The sequence below is a fragment of the Sphingobium sp. BYY-5 genome (assembly GCF_022758885.1).
Taxonomy (GTDB): domain Bacteria; phylum Pseudomonadota; class Alphaproteobacteria; order Sphingomonadales; family Sphingomonadaceae; genus Sphingobium.
In genome coordinates this window covers 1,154,871-1,171,460 of the sequence record NZ_JALEBH010000001.1, presented here as the reverse complement: position 1 = coordinate 1,171,460, position 16,590 = coordinate 1,154,871, and the positions used below count along the sequence as shown (strand labels likewise).

15 protein-coding genes are annotated in these 16,590 nt (G+C 63.7%); 7 read left to right on the top strand and 8 right to left on the bottom strand.

Annotated features, from left to right (window positions below):
* Window positions 1–39: 39 nt before the first annotated feature.
* A complete protein-coding gene (locus MOK15_RS05545) occupies window positions 40–1,050 on the top strand; it encodes a LacI family DNA-binding transcriptional regulator (protein WP_242930685.1) in 1,011 nt (336 codons plus the stop codon).
* A gap of 41 nt (window positions 1,051–1,091) precedes the next feature.
* Here MOK15_RS05545 and MOK15_RS05540 read toward each other — a convergent pair whose 3' ends face one another.
* A complete protein-coding gene (locus MOK15_RS05540) occupies window positions 1,092–3,764 on the bottom strand; it encodes a hypothetical protein (protein WP_242930684.1) in 2,673 nt (890 codons plus the stop codon).
* Window positions 3,765–3,844: 80 nt separating this feature from the next.
* Here MOK15_RS05540 and MOK15_RS05535 point away from each other — a divergent pair, with 80 nt between their 5' ends.
* The 4 genes from MOK15_RS05535 to MOK15_RS05520 all read left to right on the top strand — a co-directional run bounded on the left by MOK15_RS05535 (window position 3,845) and on the right by MOK15_RS05520 (window position 6,973).
* Window positions 3,845–4,147, top strand: a complete 303-nt coding sequence (locus MOK15_RS05535) for an Hpt domain-containing protein (RefSeq protein WP_242932642.1) — start codon at window positions 3,845–3,847, stop codon at window positions 4,145–4,147.
* Window positions 4,148–4,234: 87 nt separating this feature from the next.
* Window positions 4,235–5,401, top strand: coding sequence for a hypothetical protein (locus MOK15_RS05530; protein ID WP_242930683.1), 1,167 nt, complete (start codon window positions 4,235–4,237; stop codon window positions 5,399–5,401).
* A gap of 55 nt (window positions 5,402–5,456) precedes the next feature.
* Window positions 5,457–5,600 carry a hypothetical protein gene (locus MOK15_RS05525; RefSeq protein WP_242930682.1) on the top strand — a complete coding sequence of 48 codons (144 nt, stop codon included), beginning with the start codon at window positions 5,457–5,459 and terminating at the stop codon, window positions 5,598–5,600.
* Window positions 5,597–6,973: a HAMP domain-containing sensor histidine kinase gene (locus tag MOK15_RS05520; protein ID WP_242930681.1), complete on the top strand. Its 1,377-nt coding sequence runs from the start codon at window positions 5,597–5,599 to the stop codon at window positions 6,971–6,973. Before MOK15_RS05525 ends, MOK15_RS05520 begins: the two co-directional genes overlap by 4 nt.
* 98 nt (window positions 6,974–7,071) lie before the next feature.
* Here the strand turns inward: MOK15_RS05520 and gltA are convergent, their stop codons facing one another.
* Together gltA and gltX are read right to left on the bottom strand one after the other, a co-directional pair.
* Window positions 7,072–8,358: a citrate synthase gene (gltA, locus tag MOK15_RS05515; RefSeq protein ID WP_242930680.1), complete on the bottom strand. Its 1,287-nt coding sequence runs from the start codon at window positions 8,356–8,358 to the stop codon at window positions 7,072–7,074.
* 20 nt (window positions 8,359–8,378) lie between these two features.
* Complete coding sequence (gene gltX, locus MOK15_RS05510; protein ID WP_242932641.1) at window positions 8,379–9,800, bottom strand: glutamate--tRNA ligase; 1,422 nt, start codon at window positions 9,798–9,800, stop codon at window positions 8,379–8,381.
* 69 nt (window positions 9,801–9,869) lie between these two features.
* On the opposite strand from gltX, the gene MOK15_RS05505 reads away from it, so the two are divergent.
* Window positions 9,870–11,993 (top strand): ComEC/Rec2 family competence protein, encoded by a 2,124-nt coding sequence (locus MOK15_RS05505; protein WP_242930679.1) that lies wholly within the window; start codon window positions 9,870–9,872, stop codon window positions 11,991–11,993.
* Here MOK15_RS05505 and lexA read toward each other — a convergent pair.
* On the bottom strand, window positions 11,990–12,673 hold the full coding sequence (gene lexA, locus MOK15_RS05500; protein WP_242930678.1) for a transcriptional repressor LexA: 684 nt from the start codon (window positions 12,671–12,673) through the stop codon (window positions 11,990–11,992). The two genes, MOK15_RS05505 and lexA, sit on opposite strands and share 4 nt — an antisense overlap.
* Window positions 12,674–12,824: 151 nt before the next feature.
* Here lexA and MOK15_RS05495 point away from each other — a divergent pair, with 151 nt between their 5' ends.
* On the top strand, window positions 12,825–12,980 hold the full coding sequence (locus tag MOK15_RS05495; protein ID WP_242930677.1) for a hypothetical protein: 156 nt from the start codon (window positions 12,825–12,827) through the stop codon (window positions 12,978–12,980).
* Window positions 12,981–13,027: 47 nt separating this feature from the next.
* On the opposite strand, the gene glp is transcribed toward MOK15_RS05495, so the two are convergent.
* From glp to trpD, 4 genes are read right to left on the bottom strand one after another with little or no spacing between them, the layout of a single operon-like run.
* The gene (gene glp / locus MOK15_RS05490) at window positions 13,028–14,209 is read right to left on the bottom strand and encodes a gephyrin-like molybdotransferase Glp (RefSeq protein WP_242930676.1); all 1,182 of its coding nucleotides are present in this window, start codon (window positions 14,207–14,209) and stop codon (window positions 13,028–13,030) included.
* Window positions 14,206–14,679, bottom strand: a complete 474-nt coding sequence (gene moaC, locus MOK15_RS05485; protein ID WP_242930675.1) for a cyclic pyranopterin monophosphate synthase MoaC — start codon at window positions 14,677–14,679, stop codon at window positions 14,206–14,208. The genes glp and moaC overlap by 4 nt, the downstream gene beginning before the upstream one ends.
* Window positions 14,676–15,467, bottom strand: coding sequence for an indole-3-glycerol phosphate synthase TrpC (gene trpC, locus MOK15_RS05480; RefSeq protein ID WP_242930674.1), 792 nt, complete (start codon window positions 15,465–15,467; stop codon window positions 14,676–14,678). Before trpC ends, moaC begins: the two co-directional genes overlap by 4 nt.
* Window positions 15,464–16,456, bottom strand: a complete 993-nt coding sequence (gene trpD, locus MOK15_RS05475; RefSeq protein ID WP_242930673.1) for an anthranilate phosphoribosyltransferase — start codon at window positions 16,454–16,456, stop codon at window positions 15,464–15,466. The genes trpC and trpD overlap by 4 nt, the downstream gene beginning before the upstream one ends.
* Window positions 16,457–16,590: the final 134 nt, after the last annotated feature.

Below are 16,590 nucleotides of genomic sequence, written 5' to 3'. Positions count from 1 at the left end.
CTGCTTCGAGGCGATTGATCCTGGCGCAGAGGATGGCCCATGGACGACCGAGGTAAGCCTACCTTGCATGATGTTGGTGCCCTCGCCGGTGTAGCGGCGCGGACGGTATCGCGCGTCATCAACAACGAAGCGGGCGTGTCGCGAGATACGGCGGCAAAGGTGTGTGAGGCGATTGCGCAACTGGGGTTCAGGCCCAATCTGGCGGCGCGAGCGTTGAAGAGCGACCGGTCGCTTCAGATTGCGATCCTGAACAATAATCCCTCGCTCCATTATGTCGCCGATGTCGTCCGGGGCGTTTCGCGCGCCTGCAAGGGGTCGGGCTATTATCTGACACTGGAGGAATTTGCCCCTGACGACTGCAATGTGGCGCAGGCGGTGGGTGAGCTGCTGCGATCGGTGCGGATCGCCGGGGCGCTGCTGGTTCCGCCCCTGACCGACGACGACCCGGTTTTGATGCAGTTGGAGGATCATGACATCCCCTTCGTTCGCCTGACGCCAGCCGGCAATATCGGGCGCAGCCATGCCGTTATCGTGCGGGACGCGGAGGGGATCGAGGCTCTGGTCGATCATCTCGTCAGCATCGGCCATCGGACGTTCGGCATCGTCGCTGGACCAGCGTCGCACGGATCGGCGAAGGTGCGTCATGCCGCCTTCGTGGGTGCGCTGGCCCGGCATGGGATAGAAGGGAGGCAGGCCGTCTTCAAAAGTGGCGACTATACCTATCGGTCGGGCATGGACGCCACGGCGGCGATATTGGCGGTCGCCCGGCCGACGGTGATCTGCGCTTTCAACGATGAAATGGCGGCGGGGGTGATTTCGGCCCTGGGCCAACGCAATATCGTCGTGCCACGGGATGTGGCGGTGGCGGGGTTCGATGACAGCGAGATAGCGCGGATGATCTGGCCGCCTCTGACGACCATCCGGCAATCGATCATGGAACAGGCCGCAGCAGCGACCCGACTGTTGATCGACCCGAAAACATCGCCTGAGCCGCAGTTGATCGAACAATCCGTGTCCCTGATTATCCGTAAGAGCACGAGCAGGGAATAACGCCCGCCCCCTTCGGAAATATCATCCAATGCCGGGGGAGGCTATTGGCGCAACCGTTCGATCGCCTGGGCGAGCGCGACATAGAGCTTGCCCATGTCGGATGAGAGAATCGCGACACCCAGCGCATTGCCATCGCGCGCGGACAGGATGATCCGCAACATCGCCTCGAAATCGTGGATGTAGCGGTTCACATGCTCGCGGAACTCCGCGTCACTATCGTAATGAAGCACGATTTCCCGTGATTCCCCAGCGTCCAGCAACTTGACTGCTCGACGTGTGAACACGCCCCGGTCGCCTTTCAAATAAGAGGACCAGGCTGAATCGGGTACGTCGTTGGACAGGATCTTGGCGACATCGATCGCCGTGCTGTTGAGCGCTTCGATCAACAAGGCGGATCGGCGGGCGAAATGGTCGCGATTGCGATCTTCCGCGATTTGCTGAGCTTCCTCTATCCGCTGTTCCACACTGGCGCTGGTGTCGGCGATGGTGAAAAGTTGACGAGTCAGCCGCTCCGAAGCATGATGCGCCGCTTTAACGGCTTCTTCGGCGACACGCGCAATCTGTTCGATCTGGGCCGCCACCTTCTCACCGACCGCCGCCTGTAGAGCCTGTTCGCTGGCGTCCGCCAGTTGCTTTGCGGCGTCCGGGATGGCGCGGCCCAGCGCCTGACGCGCCCGTTCGGCGGCCTGCTCGGCAGTGTCCTTGACCCGCAACAACGCCGTTACCAGCAACGGTCCGGCGCCCTCGGTGATGCGGCTGGCGTCCTGATGCGCGGCATCCAGCGCCGCGCGCAACCGATCGACCGATTCGCGATTGGCTTCAAGCCCGCCCTGCGTGCTTTCCAGCCATTCGGTAAGCCGGCGGCCTTGACCGCGGAGCATGGATTCGGCTTCTTCGGTACGACCGACCAACGCTTCGGAAATAGCTTCCAGGCGTTCCATTTCCGGCGTTGCGCTGCCCAGCAATGCACGGCTCTGCTCCAGACGCCTGTCGAAGCGAGCAAGCGCCGCCGGATAGGTTTCGTCCAGCTCCCGCACGCTCGAATCCAGGGCGACCAACAGCGTTTCGGCGCTGCCGATCAGTTTGTCGGCAGTCAGGCCGCCAATTGCCAGCGCATTGTCGATCCGCTGCGTCTCGTCAGTAAGTCGCGCGAGCACCTGTGTCAGCCGTTGGCTGCGGGCGATGGCATTGTCCTCCAGCGTCGCAAATTGCCCCTCCGTTGCGGCGACCGAGTCCTGCAGGCTGCCGTGCAGGTCCGACATCAGCGTGCGCTGGCCTTCCATCAAGTCATGAATCTGGTGCAGGCGGTTTTCGACATCACCAATAGCGCTCGACAGGCCCAGGACTGTATCGTTTCCGATGGCGTCCAGATGCGCGCGCGACCGGGCGATCAGCGTTTCGAGCGCATCCGATTGATTGGCAAGGCTTCCATCGGTCAAGGCGAGCGCTTCCTGCGCGCGGTTGAGGGACGCATCGAGACGGCGACGCAGATCGACTTCGATCGCATCCATATCGCGCGCCAGTGTCGCCGTAACTTCGTCGCTGGTGCTGCCAATGCCGGCATGGGCGGCGGCGACAAGCGCCTGGAGCGTATCCGCGCGACGGGAAAGACCTTCGTCGGTGCTGACCATCGTCATACGTACCGTCGTGAGCAGCTTCTCCAGACGCTCATCCATTTCCGACTGGGCGATATCCAGATCGTGGATCAGCGCCGTGCGTACATGGTCGCTTGTGTTCGCGACGCCAGTCTGTGCCGCTTCGATCAATGTTGCCAGTGCGGAAGATTGAGCTTCCAGATCCTGCCGGCTCCGATCCATCGCCTGGCGCGCGCCCAGGGCTGTGGCTTCGATCCGACCGGCGGCGATTTCGGCCATGCCGTTCACTTCGTCCGCTGCCGTCCGGGTCGCGTCTTGCAATTGGTTGAGCTGGCTGGTCAAGCTCTTGGTCGCGGCCAAGGTGCGTGCGCGGGCTTCATCCGACAATTCGGTCAGGCTATGCAATCGCGCTTCGAGCGTATCGATGCGCTCGGCCAGCGCATGGCCATTGTCCATGATCTGCGCCGCCATGCCGCCGGTGCGCTCTTCCAGTTCGGGAATTGCGGCGATCAGCGTGTCCATGCGCGTCATCAGTGCTCCGCCCGCCCGTTCTGCGGCTTCGGCGCGATCGACGGTGATCTGGGCGCGGCCTGCGATCAGTTCGGCCGACGCTTCCATATTGCTGCTGGCCGCAGCGCCATAGCTGTCAAGCAGTTCGGCCTGATCCTGCATCGTCTGGCGCGCAGATTCTAGCTGGGCGGTGATGCGGGCAAGGCGCAATTCCAGCAGGTCTGTCTCCATCCGGAGCGCGCGTGCGGTGTCGAGATAACGTCGCGACTCGGTACGGCTGTTGCGCACCAGCAGCAGATAGATCATGCCGAGCAGGATGAGCGGCGCGACCAGCGTGGCGATGGCGCCTGCCCAGGCGGAAGGGCCTGTTTGCATATCTCCGGAGGTTGCAAAGGCCCAACCGACAAAGCCGATCCAGGCCAAGGCAGGCAGCAACAGGGCGATCCGGAGCTTCTTGACCCAGCCCTCGCCACCATTGTCGGCGGGATCATTTTCATCGATGTCGAGGACCGCTTGTTTCAAAAGCAAGATATCGTCCGCCTGCGCATGAGTCTCCGTCGCGGATTGTTCGTCGCGCCAGAACTCGACGATTGTGCTGCCCCCTGTCATTTCCCCATCCTAGCATCTTTTCCGCTCAGGCATATGGCCAGTTACCAAAACTTAACGCAAACCCGATAGCGTTGGTCGCCATGTCTTATGATCCTGGCGCCCTTGACGCGGCTTTGGCCGCCGCTGTCGGCGATGATCGCGCGCTGATTGCCGATTTGCGCATCGCCTTTCTGGAAAGCGCCGCACGCCAGATCGATCTTCTGGGACGGGCGCGCTGTGATGCGAACTGGCATCTTGCCGCCTGGCGCTTGAAAGGCCTCGCCGCCAGTTTCGGCCTGACCTCGCTGATGGCGCAGGCGGATGAGGCGGCGGAATCGGCACCCGGCGATCCCCGAATCCTGCGGCGTTTGCAAGCCACTCTGGCTGTCCTGGAGCAGGGCTGAATTATTCGACATACGCGCTGCTTGCGTCCGACGGTCTGCCTTGCGAAAAGGTCGGCCGCACAATGAACGGGTCGATAGCGTAACGATATGAGCTTTGCGGCTATTCTCAGCGCCAGCCGGACGTCAGCCGATTCGTCGGCCGGCTTGCGCGCGAGCCTGCATTTCGCCGGGCAAACCCTGGTGGAATATCAGGCGCGTCAGGCTGTCCGCGCGGGCGCGGATCGTATTCTCATCATGGTCAGCGTCATTACGCCCGCTTTGTCTCAAGCGGTGGATCGGCTGAGCGCAGACGGTATCGCCGTCGCCCTGATTCGCGACATGGTGACGATGGTGCGCGATGCGCCGCGAGATGTGGACGTGTTGCTGATCGCCGATGGCGCGATCATCGCGCAAAGCCATGTCGACAGCCTCGGAAAGGCCGAGGGCGATGCGCTGCTGGTGACTGACGACAGCCGGGCGAGCGCGCCTTTCGAGCGGATCGACGCCGGGCAGCGCTGGGCCGGTATCGCCCGCCTCAGTCCGGCCCTGTTGTTCGGTACGATCGATATGATCGGCGACTGGGATCTGGCGCTGACGCTGGTTCGGGCGGCGGTGCAAAAAGGTGTGCGTCGGATCACCGTACCGCAGGATGATTTGCTGGAGGGCCGCGTCGCATTGGTGGAGAGCCAGGAGCAGGCGGATCTGGTGGCGCAGGCGGTCACTTCCGTTGGCGCTGCCGGGGGGCGGACACGCGGCGGCATCGAGCATCTTCTTCTCGCTCCGCTGGCGCGCGTGATCAGTCCGACGATCATGCGTATGCAGGTGCCGGCCATGCAGGTGCGGATCGCGGCAATCGCGCTGGCGGCGATCGCGCTGGTTCCAATCGAATTACAATGGACGCTGACAGGGTTCGCGCTGCTGCTGCTGGCGCTGCTGCTGGCTGAGACATCCGATCGGCTTGATGAACTGGCGTTGCGGTCGCCGCCCATGGGCTGGTTGGCTTTCGTTGTGCCGCTGATGGCGCTTGTCGCGCTGTTGCTGGTTGGCGGCAGCACCCAGGCAACGGATCTCGTGCTGTTGCTGGCTATCGTGACTATGGCCGACCGGTGGCTGCTGACGGGGCGTGCCAAACCGTGGATGATCGTTACGCCGGGTAGCGCGCTGCTGTTGCTCATCGTCTTCGGTTGCGTGAACATGCTCGCCCAGGGCTTTCGGGTCGCGATGATCGCCGTCATCGGTTCAGTCTGCGCCATCATTTTGGCCCGCAGATCATAAGATTTCGCTGCCAAGGTTTAGTGCATTTTAACGACGTGGAGCTATGCTTCACCGCATGAGCGCCCATTCGTCCCTTGCCGGATCGACAGTGGCGGACAGTTGGCCGATGACTTGCGTCATGGCGGGCCTGTCCGCCATGCCTGTCGGCCATGCTTCTCAGGTGATGATCGACCATCTATTTTGCGTCATGGCCGTATGAGCAAATCCGCCCATCCGGCCATATTGCACGCTTCGCTTTTGCCGAACGGCTGTCTGGCGAGCGCGGATGCGCCATTGCTTGGATTGCAGCGGACAGCGGGTGGTGATTTGGGCACCCCGCTCGCCATACCTCAATTGGCGGCGGTCGTCCGTTTGGCACAGCGGCTGGGCGTGACGGTTTCCCGGCCGGTCATTGCCGCTGCAGAGCAGGGTGATATCGGCATGTGGGTACGCGCCCGGCCCGAAGGGGGCGGGGTGCTTCTGTCCGTCATCGATTGGCACGAACGGCCCGCTGTAGGGGCGCTGGTGGATGAGGCGGCGCGCGAGGCGGATATCGCTGCATTGGCGGAAGGGTGGATCTGGCAGATCGACATGCAACTTCGCTTTCAGATGATATTGGCCGGAGATGATCCCCAGAGCGCGCTGCCGGCTGATCCGCCCGTTCCAGGCATGCGTTTTTCCGCCTATTTCGACCTGAAGGCCGATGACGAAGGCGATATGGTGATGTTGCGTGGCCTGGCACAGAACCGTGCGTTCCGCGAGCAGTCAGCCGCGTTGGTCGCCGATCCGACGCGCCTCTTCCGGCTGTCGGCTTTCCCGCTATTCGACCTGACCGGCCAATTGAGTGGCTACAGAGGAACCGCTCTCCCATTCGATCAGGTAATGGCGCCTTTTCGTTCGGATGCGACGGTCACTCTCTATCCATCGGAATTTGGCAAGCGGCTCGACAGGTCGCTGAGAAAGCCATTGAGCCGTATCATCGCCACCGCCGACACGATCAGTGCGCAATTGGAAGGGCCGCTGCGTCCCGATTATGCGGACTATGCGCAGGATATCGCGTCGGCTGGTCGGCATCTGATGGCCCTGGTAGATGATCTGGCCGATCTGCAGGCGATAGATCGTCCGGATTTCACCGTGGCGGCCGAGGATGTGGACCTGGCCGATCTTGGTCGCCGCGCGGCCGGGTTGCTTGCGGTCAAGGCATTGGACCGGAAGATCAACATCATTGTCCCGGATGCCCAAACCACGGTGATCGCTGTTGGAGAATTTCGTCGGGTACTCCAGATATTGGTCAATCTCGTCAACAACGCGGTCCGCTACGCGCCGGAGGGAAGTTCGGTTCGCATCGTGACGGAGCAGGGTCTGCACGACGCCCGCATCATGGTGATCGATCAGGGGCCAGGTATCGACATGGCCGATCGCGAGCGTATTTTCGATAAGTTCGAGCGGCTTGGCCGTAACGATACGAGCGGCAGCGGTCTTGGTCTCTATATATCCCGCCGCCTCGCGCGCGCGATGGGCGGCGATATTCGTATCGGCGGTATGCCGGGCGAAGGGGGGCATTTCACCCTGTCATTGCCGGGGACCTGTTAGTGTCCGCCTAGTTGGCTGCCATTTGGGGCGGGTGTCAAAAAAAAACGGCGCCCTTTCATGGGGCGCCGTTATTCATTCTGGTCTGGGCCTTGCGCCTGTCAGCGCTTCTCGACCGCTACATAATCGCGCTGCGTCGGGCCGGTGTAGAGTTGGCGCGGACGGCCGATCTTCTGCGCGGGGTCCGAAATCATTTCGTTCCACTGCGCGACCCAGCCGACGGTGCGGGCGAGGGCGAAGAGCACGGTGAACATCTCGGTCGGGAAGCCGATGGCCGACAGGATCACGCCCGAATAGAAATCGACATTCGGATAGAGCTTCTTCTCGATGAAGTAAGGATCGTTAAGCGCGATCTGCTCCAGTTCCTTGGCGACATCGAAGACCGGATCGTTGACGCCCAGCTTTTCCAGCACGTCCTTCGCGGTCTTCTGCATCACGGTCGCGCGCGGATCGTAATTTTTGTAGACGCGATGGCCAAAGCCCATCAGGCGGAACGGATCGTCCTTGTTCTTGGCGCGGGCGATATACTCCGGAATGCGATCGACGGTGCCGATCTCGCGCAGCATGTTGAGCGCAGCTTCGTTCGCGCCGCCATGTGCCGGACCCCAGAGGCAGGCGATGCCCGCGGCGATGCAGGCGAACGGGTTGGCGCCCGACGAACCGGCGAGGCGCACGGTCGAGGTCGAGGCGTTCTGCTCATGATCGGCATGGAGGATGAAAATCTTGTCCATGGCGTCCACGATCACCGGATCGGGGATATAGTCCTCGGCCGGGACCGAGAAGGTCATGCGCAGGAAATTGGCGGTGTAGCTCAGGTCGTTGCGCGGATAGACGAAGGGCTGGCCGACCGAATATTTATAGGCCATCGCAGCAATCGTCGGCATCTTGGCGATCAGGCGATGGCTGGCGATGCGACGCTGTTCCGGATCGTTGATGTCGGTCGAGTCATGATAGAAAGCCGACAAAGCGCCGACCACGCCCACCATGATCGCCATCGGATGGGCGTCGCGGCGGAAACCACGGAAGAAGGCGGTCAACTGCTCATGCACCATGGTATGGCGCGTGATGGTGTTGGTGAAGTCGGCCAGTTCGCTCTTCGACGGCAGTTCACCGTTCAGCAGCAGATAGCAGACCTCCATGAAGCTCGACTGTTCGGCGAGCTGACCGATCGGATAGCCGCGGTGCAGCAGCACGCCCGCGTCGCCGTCGATATAGGTCAGGCCGGATTCACAACTGGCGGTCGAGGTGAAACCCGGATCATAAGTGAACATGCCGGTTTGGGCGTAGAGCTTGCGAACGTCGATGACCTGAGGACCGACCGTGCCGTCCATGATGGCATAGTCGTTGCTCGCTCCCCCGATGGTCAAATTGGCTTTATTATCCGACATGTTTTTCTCCTTGAGTGCCATCAACCAGCCGTTGCGTGCCCTGCACCGGCCAGCCGTTCCAAGCTCTCCTCTTTCCCCAGAAGGAAGAGGACATCGAAAATACCCGGCGAGACTGTGCGTCCGGTGAGCGCCGCACGCAGCGGTTGCGCCACCTTGCCCAGTCCCAGGCCGGCATCCTCTGCCACGCGGCGTATCACGTCTTCGATCGCTTCGACCGTCCAGGACTGGACGGGCTGGAGAGCATCGGCTGTCTTTATCAGCAGCGCGCGCGCGGACTCATCTAGCAGAGCGGAGGCCTTTTCGTCAAAATCGAGTGGGCAAGATTTGAACAGAAATTCGGCCCCCTCCGCAATTTCGTTAAGGGTTTTAGCCCGTGGCTTGAGCGAAACCATCGCCTGGGTCAAAATGTCGCGCTGGGCGTCATTCAGTTGCGTATCGAGACGCGACTCAACGCGCGGGGCGATCAGGGTGGCGAGGCGGGAGTCGTCCGCCTCCCGCAGATAATGGCCGTTGAGGCTTTCCAGCTTCTTGATGTCGAAGCGCGACGGCGAGCGGCCAACGCCGCCAATGTCGAACAGGTCGATGGCGCGGGCGATGGAAATGATTTCCTCGTCGCCATGGCCCCAGCCCAGGCGCAGCAGATAGTTCAGCACCGCTTCGGGCAGCATTCCCATTTCGTCGCGATAGGTGTCCACGCCCAGCGCGCCGTGGCGCTTGGACAGTTTCGCACCGTCCGAACCGTGAATCAGCGGAATATGCGCATAGACCGGTTCTTCCCAACCCATGGCGCGGATGATGGCGAGCTGGCGAAAGGCATTGTTGAGATGATCGTCACCGCGGATGACATGGGTGACGCCCATGTCATGATCGTCGACCACCACGGCCAGCATATAGGTGGGGGTGCCGTCGGAACGCAGCAGGATCATATCGTCCAATTCTGCATTTTGCACGACGACCCGGCCCTGCACGGCGTCCTCGATCACGGTCTCGCCTTCGCGCGGGGCCTTGATGCGGATGACGAAGGGCGCGCCTTCGGGGGCCTCGGACGGATTACGGTCACGCCAGCGGCCATCATAGCGCATCGGCTGCTTGGCAGCGCGTTGCTGTTCGCGCAAGGCCGCCAGTTCCTCTGGAGTCGCATAGCAGCGATAGGCATGGCCGGCGGCCAGAAGCTGATTGGCGACCTCCGCATGGCGCGGGGTGCGCTCGAACTGGAAGACGGCAGGTTCGTCACCGCCCAGGCCCAGCCATTCCAGACCATCGAAAATCGCCGCCACGGCGGCGTCGGTGGAGCGGGCGCGGTCGGTGTCTTCGATGCGAAGCAGGAACTTGCCGCCATGATGGCGCGCGAACAGCCAGTTGAAGAGCGCCGTGCGGGCGCCGCCAATATGCAGGAAGCCCGTGGGCGACGGGGCGAAACGGGTCACCACCTGCTTGTTCATTCCCGTTGCACTTGCCGTCATATTCTTTGACATTCGCCTTGCTGACCCATGGATGCGATGCCCCCTAGCATGGCTTTTGAGCCACGACAAACCTCCCTTGGCTGGAGGCTGGCGGCGTTGTCGCGGGCTGGTCTTGCCGCAGTGGAAAGCTGGCTGGAGCGAGAGCGGGAGCAGCTTGGGCTGTGGGCGCCGGTGGGGTTGGGCGCGGGCATTGCTGCCTGGTTCGTGCTGCCCCATGCCATGGGCTGGCTGGCTTTTTGCTGTGGTGCGCTCGCGATCGCCTGTCTGGGCGTCATGCTGCCGATTGGTGGTCGTTTGCGGCGGATGATCGTCGCGGGCGCAATATTGGCCTGTATCGGTTGTCTGTTGGTCTGGGGCAAGGCGGTGCTGTTCGGGCAGCAGCCGCTCGTCAAGGCGACCTTCGTGCAACTCTCCGGCGATGTCACTTCGCTGCGGCCGGTCCCGGCGCAGGCGATGGTGCGGGTCATGCTGCGTCCGGTCGATGCGCCCGGATTGCCGGAGGTGGTTCGGGTGAATATCGCCGATGCCGATGTGCCGGCCGGGCTGGGGGAGGGCGCGCGCGTCCGCTTTCGGGTGCGATTGATGCCGCCCGCGCCGCCGAGCGTGCCGGGCGGCTATGATTTCGCCGCCCGCGCCTATTTCCTGGGGATCGGCGCGACGGGCAAGGCGTTGAAGCCGGTCGAGGTGCTGCGACCTTCGACCGCGCCGCCGCCACTGCGGGCACGATTGTTCGGTCATATCCTGGAAAGGGTGGATGGCCCGGCCGAAGGAATAGCGGCCGCATTGGCCACCGGGGATCAGGGCGCCATATCCGAAACCGATGCGGAAGCGATGCGGCGCAGCGGACTGGCGCATCTGCTGTCGATCAGCGGGCTGCATGTGACGGCGCTGATCGGTGCGGTGATCTTCTTGTTGATGCGGATCATGGCGTTGAGCCAGTGGGCCGCACTTGGCTGGCCGCTGATGCTGATCGCGGCCGCGGGCGGGGCGCTGGCGGGCATTGGCTATACCCTGCTGACCGGGGCTGAGGTGCCGACGGTGCGATCCTGCGTGGCTGCGCTGCTGGTGCTGGGCGGGCTGGCGATGGGGCGCGATGCCGTCACTCTGCGGCTGGTGGCCACGGGCGCGCTGATCGTGCTGGCACTGTGGCCTGAGGCGCTGGTCGGACCAAGTTTCCAGATGAGCTTCGCCGCAGTGACCGCACTGGTGGCGCTGGCGGAGCATCCGCGCTTTCGCCTCTTTGCGGCGGCGCGTGATGAGGGAATGCTTCGCAAGCTTGGGCGGGGCCTGGCGGTTCTGCTGGCGACCGGCATCGCCGTTGAACTGGTGCTGATGCCGATTGCGTTGTTCCATTTCCACAAGGCGGGCCTGCTGGGAGCTTTCGCCAATCTGATCGCGATTCCGCTCACCACCTTCGTGGTGATGCCGTTGGAGGCGCTGGCGCTGCTGCTGGATGTGGTGGGACTGGGCGCACCAGCCTGGTGGCTGACGCAGAAGGCGTTGGATTTTCTACTGTTGATCGCCCATGGCGTGGCCGCCAGCCCGATGGCGACATTGCTTGCGCCGACCATGGGCATGGCATTGTTCGGCATGACGATCATTGGATTGCTCTGGTGCCTGTTATGGCGAACGGGTGTGCGTTGGGTTGGGCTTGTGCCGGTAGTAATCGGTATCGTCGCGACCTTTGCCGCGTCGCCGCCCGACATTTTCATCACCGGCGACGGGCGGCATGTGGCGGTGCGGGCCGGGAAGGGGATGGCGATTCTCCGGGATCGGGCGGGCGACTATGTTCGTGACGTCCTGTCCGAAAGCGCGGGCTATGACGGGGCGCTGGAGGCCATTTCGGCGTTGCCGGAGGCGCGATGTTCGCCGGACCTTTGCGCCGTCAGGCTGAAGGACGGGCAAGGCCGCAACTGGCGACTGCTCTTCACCCGCAGCGACGTGCTGATCGCCCGGCAGGATTTTGCGCGGGATTGTGCGGCGGCGGATATCGTCGTCAGCGATCGCGGTCTGCCGCGCTGGTGCCGTCCGCGCTGGATGAAGATCGACCGCCGGTTGCTGATGCGCACCGGCGGCCTGTCTATCACCCTGAAAAATGGCGAAGTTCACACCGTCCACCGGCCGGGTGACGGGCATCCCTGGATCGTGCGTCCGGGAAGACCGAAATCTTAATTATAACGGCGCAGCAGACCGGCCAATTTACCCTGGATGCGGATCTGGCGGGGATCGTAGATTTGCGGTTCATAGGCGGCGTTGGCCGGGTCGAGCCGGACCTTGCTGCCTTCGCGGCGGAAATATTTGAGCGTGGCTTCCGCTTCGTCGATCAGCGCGACGATGATCTGGCCTTCGCGTGCGACTTCGGTGCGCTGGATCAGGGCAAAGTCGCCGTCGAGTATGCCAGCCTCGACCATCGAGTCGCCTGACACTTCCAGCGCATAATGATCGCCCGCGCCGAGCAGGGCGGCAGGGACGGAGAGCATGGTCTGCCCCTCCATCGCCTCGATCGGGACGCCGGCGGCGATGCGGCCGTGCAGCGGGATTTCGATCACGTCATTGGCTGCGACGGGCAGAATGGACGGCGGAGTGGGTGCGGACCTGGGCTGGGGCGCGATGACCGGCGCGGTCGCGCGATGCATGGCGTCGGGCAGTTTCAGCACTTCCAGCGCGCGGGCGCGGTTGGGCAGACGGCGGATGAAGCCGCGCTCTTCCAGCGCGTTGATAAGGCGATGGATGCCGGATTTGGAACGCAGGTCGAGCGCGTCCTTCATCTCCTCGAACGAGGGCGACACGCCGCCCTCCTCCAGCCGAGTTTGAATGAAGCTCAGCAATTCCTGCTGTTTGGGCGTCAACATCGCTGCGGTCCTCCGTGGAACGTATGAAGAACGCATAGGAAACACATCGGGATTAGTCAAGCGTTGAACGGCTGGTCGCATTCGGAGGAACAGGCGCTGCAACCAGGGGTTCTGCCTTCGCCCTCCGCAAAAGGGCTATAGGAGAGTCACAATGCCTAACCAGAAGGATCAGGACAAGCACCAGCGTCGGGATCAGCAGGGTAGCGGCGGTCAGCGCGACCGTCAGCAGCAGCAGGAGAACCGGCAGGGCCAGATGGGCGATGAACGTCGTCAGGATCAGGCGCCGGGCAACAAGCAGCAACGCTGATTGTCCAGATATATCACCGGAAAAGGGGCCGCGCGACGGCCCCTTTTTCATGGGATGGGCAGTATAGCGACTCGTTCACCTGGTTGGGCGGCGGGCGATCCGGCGGGCCGCAGGATGAGGCAGTCGGCCATGGCCATGGCGGCGGTGGCGGCGCTGTCCTGCGAGGTGACGGAGACGACGCCGTCCGGGCTGCGCCAGGCACGGAGATAATCGTCCCGCTCGCCGGTGGCGGGCAGGGGGGAAGCGAGCAGCGCTTCGCCCATCGGCGGCAGCGGATCGGCCGCACCGCAGATATGGCGCACAAGCGGCAGCAGGAACAAGGTGCCGGTGACAAAGGCCGATACCGGATTGCCCGGCAGGCCAAGGAACAGCGAGTCGCCCAGGCGTCCGGCCATCAACGGTTTGCCGGGGCGCATTCCGATCTTCCAAAAATCGAGCGAACCGCCTGCCTTGGCAAAGGCGGGGCGGACTAGATCATGATCGCCGACCGATGCGCCGCCGGTGGAAACGATGATATCGGCTTCGGCGGCGCGCTTCAGCGCGGTGACCATGGCGTCGAGATCGTCGGGGACAATGCCGAGGTCGATCACGTCGCAGGGCAGGCCAGCCAGCATCGCGGCAAGCATCGGGGCGTTGGAGGAAGGAAGGAAGCCGGGCGGTGTCGCCATGCCCGGCGGGACCAGTTCGTTGCCGGTGGAAAGCAGTGCGACCTTTGGTCGGCCGCCGACCGGCAGGCTGCCGTGGCCGGCCAGCACGGCGAGCGCGATCTGGGCTGGGCCGATGCGCGTGCCGGTTTTTAGCAGCAGCGCATCGCGCGCGAAGTCCGATGCGGCGGCGCGGATATGGCGACGGGCAGGGAGCGGATCGGCATTGGCCGCCAACCGGTCGCCCTCACGGGTCGCATTTTCCTGGATCAGGATGGCGTCGGCACCGGGAGGAAGCGGAGCGCCGGTGAAGATGCGGCAGGCTTCGCCGGGAGCGAGCGGGGGAAGGATGGCCGTACCGGCCGCGCTTTCGCCGATGACGCGCCAGGGGCCGGGATATTCGGCGGCACGCACCGCATAGCCGTCCATGGCGGATAGATCGGCCCAGGGCTGGTCGCGCAGCGCGACTATATCCTGCGCCAGCCAGCGGCCGACCGCATGGGCAACCGGCACCGTTACGGTCGGAAGGCGGCGGGCGAGGGCGAAAAGACGCGCCTGCGCCTGCGCGACCGGCAGCAGGCTCATGGGCTGCGTCGCCAGTCGCCCGACTTTCCGCCGGTCTTGGCGATCAAGCGAATATTCCCGATTATCATTCCCTTATCGACTGCTTTTGCCATGTCATAGACGGTCATAAGCGCGACCGAGGCGGCGGTCATAGCCTCCATCTCCACCCCGGTCTGGCCGGCGGTGCGGGCGGTGGCGGTGACGGTGACGCCGCTGTCGTCCGATACGAAATCGACCGTCACGGCGCTAAGCGCGATCGGGTGGCAGAGGGGAATGAGGTCGGCGGTACGCTTGGCGGCCATGATGCCGGCCACCCGCGCCACGGCGAGCACGTCGCCCTTCTTGACGAGTCCGTCGGCGATGGCCTTCGCCGCTTCCCCGCTCATGTCGATCCGACCGGAAGCGACAGCTTCGCGGGCCGTTACCGCCTTGGCGGAGACATCGACCATGCGGGCCGCGCCGTCATCGTCAAGATGGGTGAGCTTGGTCATTCGCCCGTCAGCAGGACGTGGGTCGCCGCTTCGACATCGGTCTGACGCATCAGTGTCTCGCCCACCAGGAAGCAGCGTACGCCATGATCCGCCATGGCGGTGAGGTCGGCATGGCTGGTGAGGCCGCTTTCGGCGACGAAGGTGCAGCCTTCGGGCGCCTTGCCCACCAGTTCATAGGTGCGGGCGAAATCGACGCTGAAGTCGCGCAGGTCGCGATTATTGACGCCGATCAGACGCGAACGGAGCTTGAGGGCGCGCTCCAGTTCGCTCTCGTCATGCACTTCGATCAGGGCGTCCATGCCCAGGCCCAGGGCGGCGTCTTCAATCTCCTGCATCTGACCGTCGTCCAGGGCGGCGACGATGATGAGGATGGCATCGGCACCCAGCGAGCGGCTTTCCAGCACCTGCCAGGGATCGATGATGAAATCCTTGCGCAGCACCGGCAGCGCGCAGGCCGACCGCGCGGCCATCAGATAATCGTCATGCCCCTGAAAATAAGGCTCGTCGGTCAGCACCGAGAGGCAGGCGGCGCCGCCTGCCGCATAGGCCTGCGCATGGGCGGGGGGATCGAAATCGGCGCGGATCAGCCCCTTTGAGGGACTCGCCTTCTTCACTTCCGCGATCAGGCCGAAACCGGAGCGTGCGGCATCGTCCAGCGCCTTGCGGAAGCCGCGCGGGGGCGTCTGTTCGCTGGCGCGGGCGTGGAGCGCAGCGACGGTGGTCGCTGCCTTGCGGCGGACGACATCCTCGCGCTTGAAATCGCAAATCTCGATGAGCTTGTTGGTCATGTATAAGCAATCCAGCAATTCAGAAGGGCGTTGGCAAGGCCGCGATCGATGGTTTCGGCGGCTTCCTCCACACCCTCGCGAAGATCGGGTACGGCATCGGCGATCACAAGGGCGGCGGCGGCGTTCAGCAGCACCGCGTCGCGATACGGCCCCGGCTGGCCTTGCAGCAGCGCACGCAGGGCGGCGGCGTTATGGGCGGCGTCGCCGCCGCGAATCGCCTCGACCGGATGGGTTGAAAGGCCAAGATCTGCGGCGGTCAGCCGGTGCATGGCGACCAGGCTGTGATCCTTCACTTCCGCCAGGTCGTTGCCGCCGGCGAGGGACAGTTCGTCCAGCCCTTCGTCGCCGGAGACGATCATCGCCCGATCGACGCCCAGTTCGGCGAGCGCTTCGGCATAGATGGGGACATAGGCCGGGCGGGCGATGCCGACGAGTTGGCGACGGACATTGGCCGGATTGGCGAGCGGCCCCATCAGGTTGAAGATGGTGCGTTCGCCGATCGCCCTGCGGATCGGGCCGAGGCGTTTCAGCGCCGGATGGTAGTTCTGCGCAAAGAGGAAGCAGATGCCGAGGTCGGCGAGGGTGGCTTGCGCGGTCGCGGCGGCGCGGTCGAGGTTCAGGCCCAACGCTTCGAGCGTGTCGGCGGCGCCTGCCTTGGAGGACGCCGCGCGGTTGCCATGCTTGGCGACCGGCACGCCGGCAGCCGCGACAACCAGGCTGACGGCGGTCGAGACGTTGAGCGTATGGTGGCCGTCACCCCCGGTGCCGCAGACGTCGATCGCGCCTTCGGGCGCTTCGACCGGGATCATGCGCGCGCGCATGGCGCGAGCTGCGGCGGCGATCTCGATCGCGTTCTCACCGCGTCGCGCCATGGTGACGAGGAAGGCGGCAATATCCGCTTCGGGCAGGTCGGCGTCGAACAACAGGTCGAACGCCTGTGCGGCGACATCGACTGATAGTGGCGAGGAAGGATCGGGCAGGCTGGTCATCGGGCCTGCCTTAGTCTTCCGTGGGCGGCAGTGTCGAGGGGGCGATCGCGCTTAACTTCGCACATTTCCCGCAGATTTTGAAATATGATTTCCTATTACCGTAATATCCGCAAAGCGGCCGAGCCAGTATAGCC

Excerpts from the sequence above, each read along its gene's own strand:
- MOK15_RS05545 (WP_242930685.1), top strand. The coding sequence starts at position 40 with ATGGACGACCGAGGTAAGCCTACCTTGCATGATGTTGGTGCCCTCGCC.
- MOK15_RS05540 (WP_242930684.1), bottom strand. The coding sequence starts at position 3,764 with ATGACAGGGGGCAGCACAATCGTCGAGTTCTGGCGCGACGAACAATCC.
- MOK15_RS05535 (WP_242932642.1), top strand. The coding sequence starts at position 3,845 with ATGTCTTATGATCCTGGCGCCCTTGACGCGGCTTTGGCCGCCGCTGTC.
- MOK15_RS05530 (WP_242930683.1), top strand. The coding sequence starts at position 4,235 with ATGAGCTTTGCGGCTATTCTCAGCGCCAGCCGGACGTCAGCCGATTCG.
- MOK15_RS05525 (WP_242930682.1), top strand. The coding sequence starts at position 5,457 with ATGAGCGCCCATTCGTCCCTTGCCGGATCGACAGTGGCGGACAGTTGG.
- MOK15_RS05520 (WP_242930681.1), top strand. The coding sequence starts at position 5,597 with ATGAGCAAATCCGCCCATCCGGCCATATTGCACGCTTCGCTTTTGCCG.
- gltA (WP_242930680.1), bottom strand. The coding sequence starts at position 8,358 with ATGTCGGATAATAAAGCCAATTTGACCATCGGGGGAGCGAGCAACGAC.
- gltX (WP_242932641.1), bottom strand. The coding sequence starts at position 9,800 with ATGAACAAGCAGGTGGTGACCCGTTTCGCCCCGTCGCCCACGGGCTTC.
- MOK15_RS05505 (WP_242930679.1), top strand. The coding sequence starts at position 9,870 with ATGGCTTTTGAGCCACGACAAACCTCCCTTGGCTGGAGGCTGGCGGCG.
- lexA (WP_242930678.1), bottom strand. The coding sequence starts at position 12,673 with ATGTTGACGCCCAAACAGCAGGAATTGCTGAGCTTCATTCAAACTCGG.
- MOK15_RS05495 (WP_242930677.1), top strand. The coding sequence starts at position 12,825 with ATGCCTAACCAGAAGGATCAGGACAAGCACCAGCGTCGGGATCAGCAG.
- glp (WP_242930676.1), bottom strand. The coding sequence starts at position 14,209 with ATGAGCCTGCTGCCGGTCGCGCAGGCGCAGGCGCGTCTTTTCGCCCTC.
- moaC (WP_242930675.1), bottom strand. The coding sequence starts at position 14,679 with ATGACCAAGCTCACCCATCTTGACGATGACGGCGCGGCCCGCATGGTC.
- trpC (WP_242930674.1), bottom strand. The coding sequence starts at position 15,467 with ATGACCAACAAGCTCATCGAGATTTGCGATTTCAAGCGCGAGGATGTC.
- trpD (WP_242930673.1), bottom strand. The coding sequence starts at position 16,456 with ATGACCAGCCTGCCCGATCCTTCCTCGCCACTATCAGTCGATGTCGCC.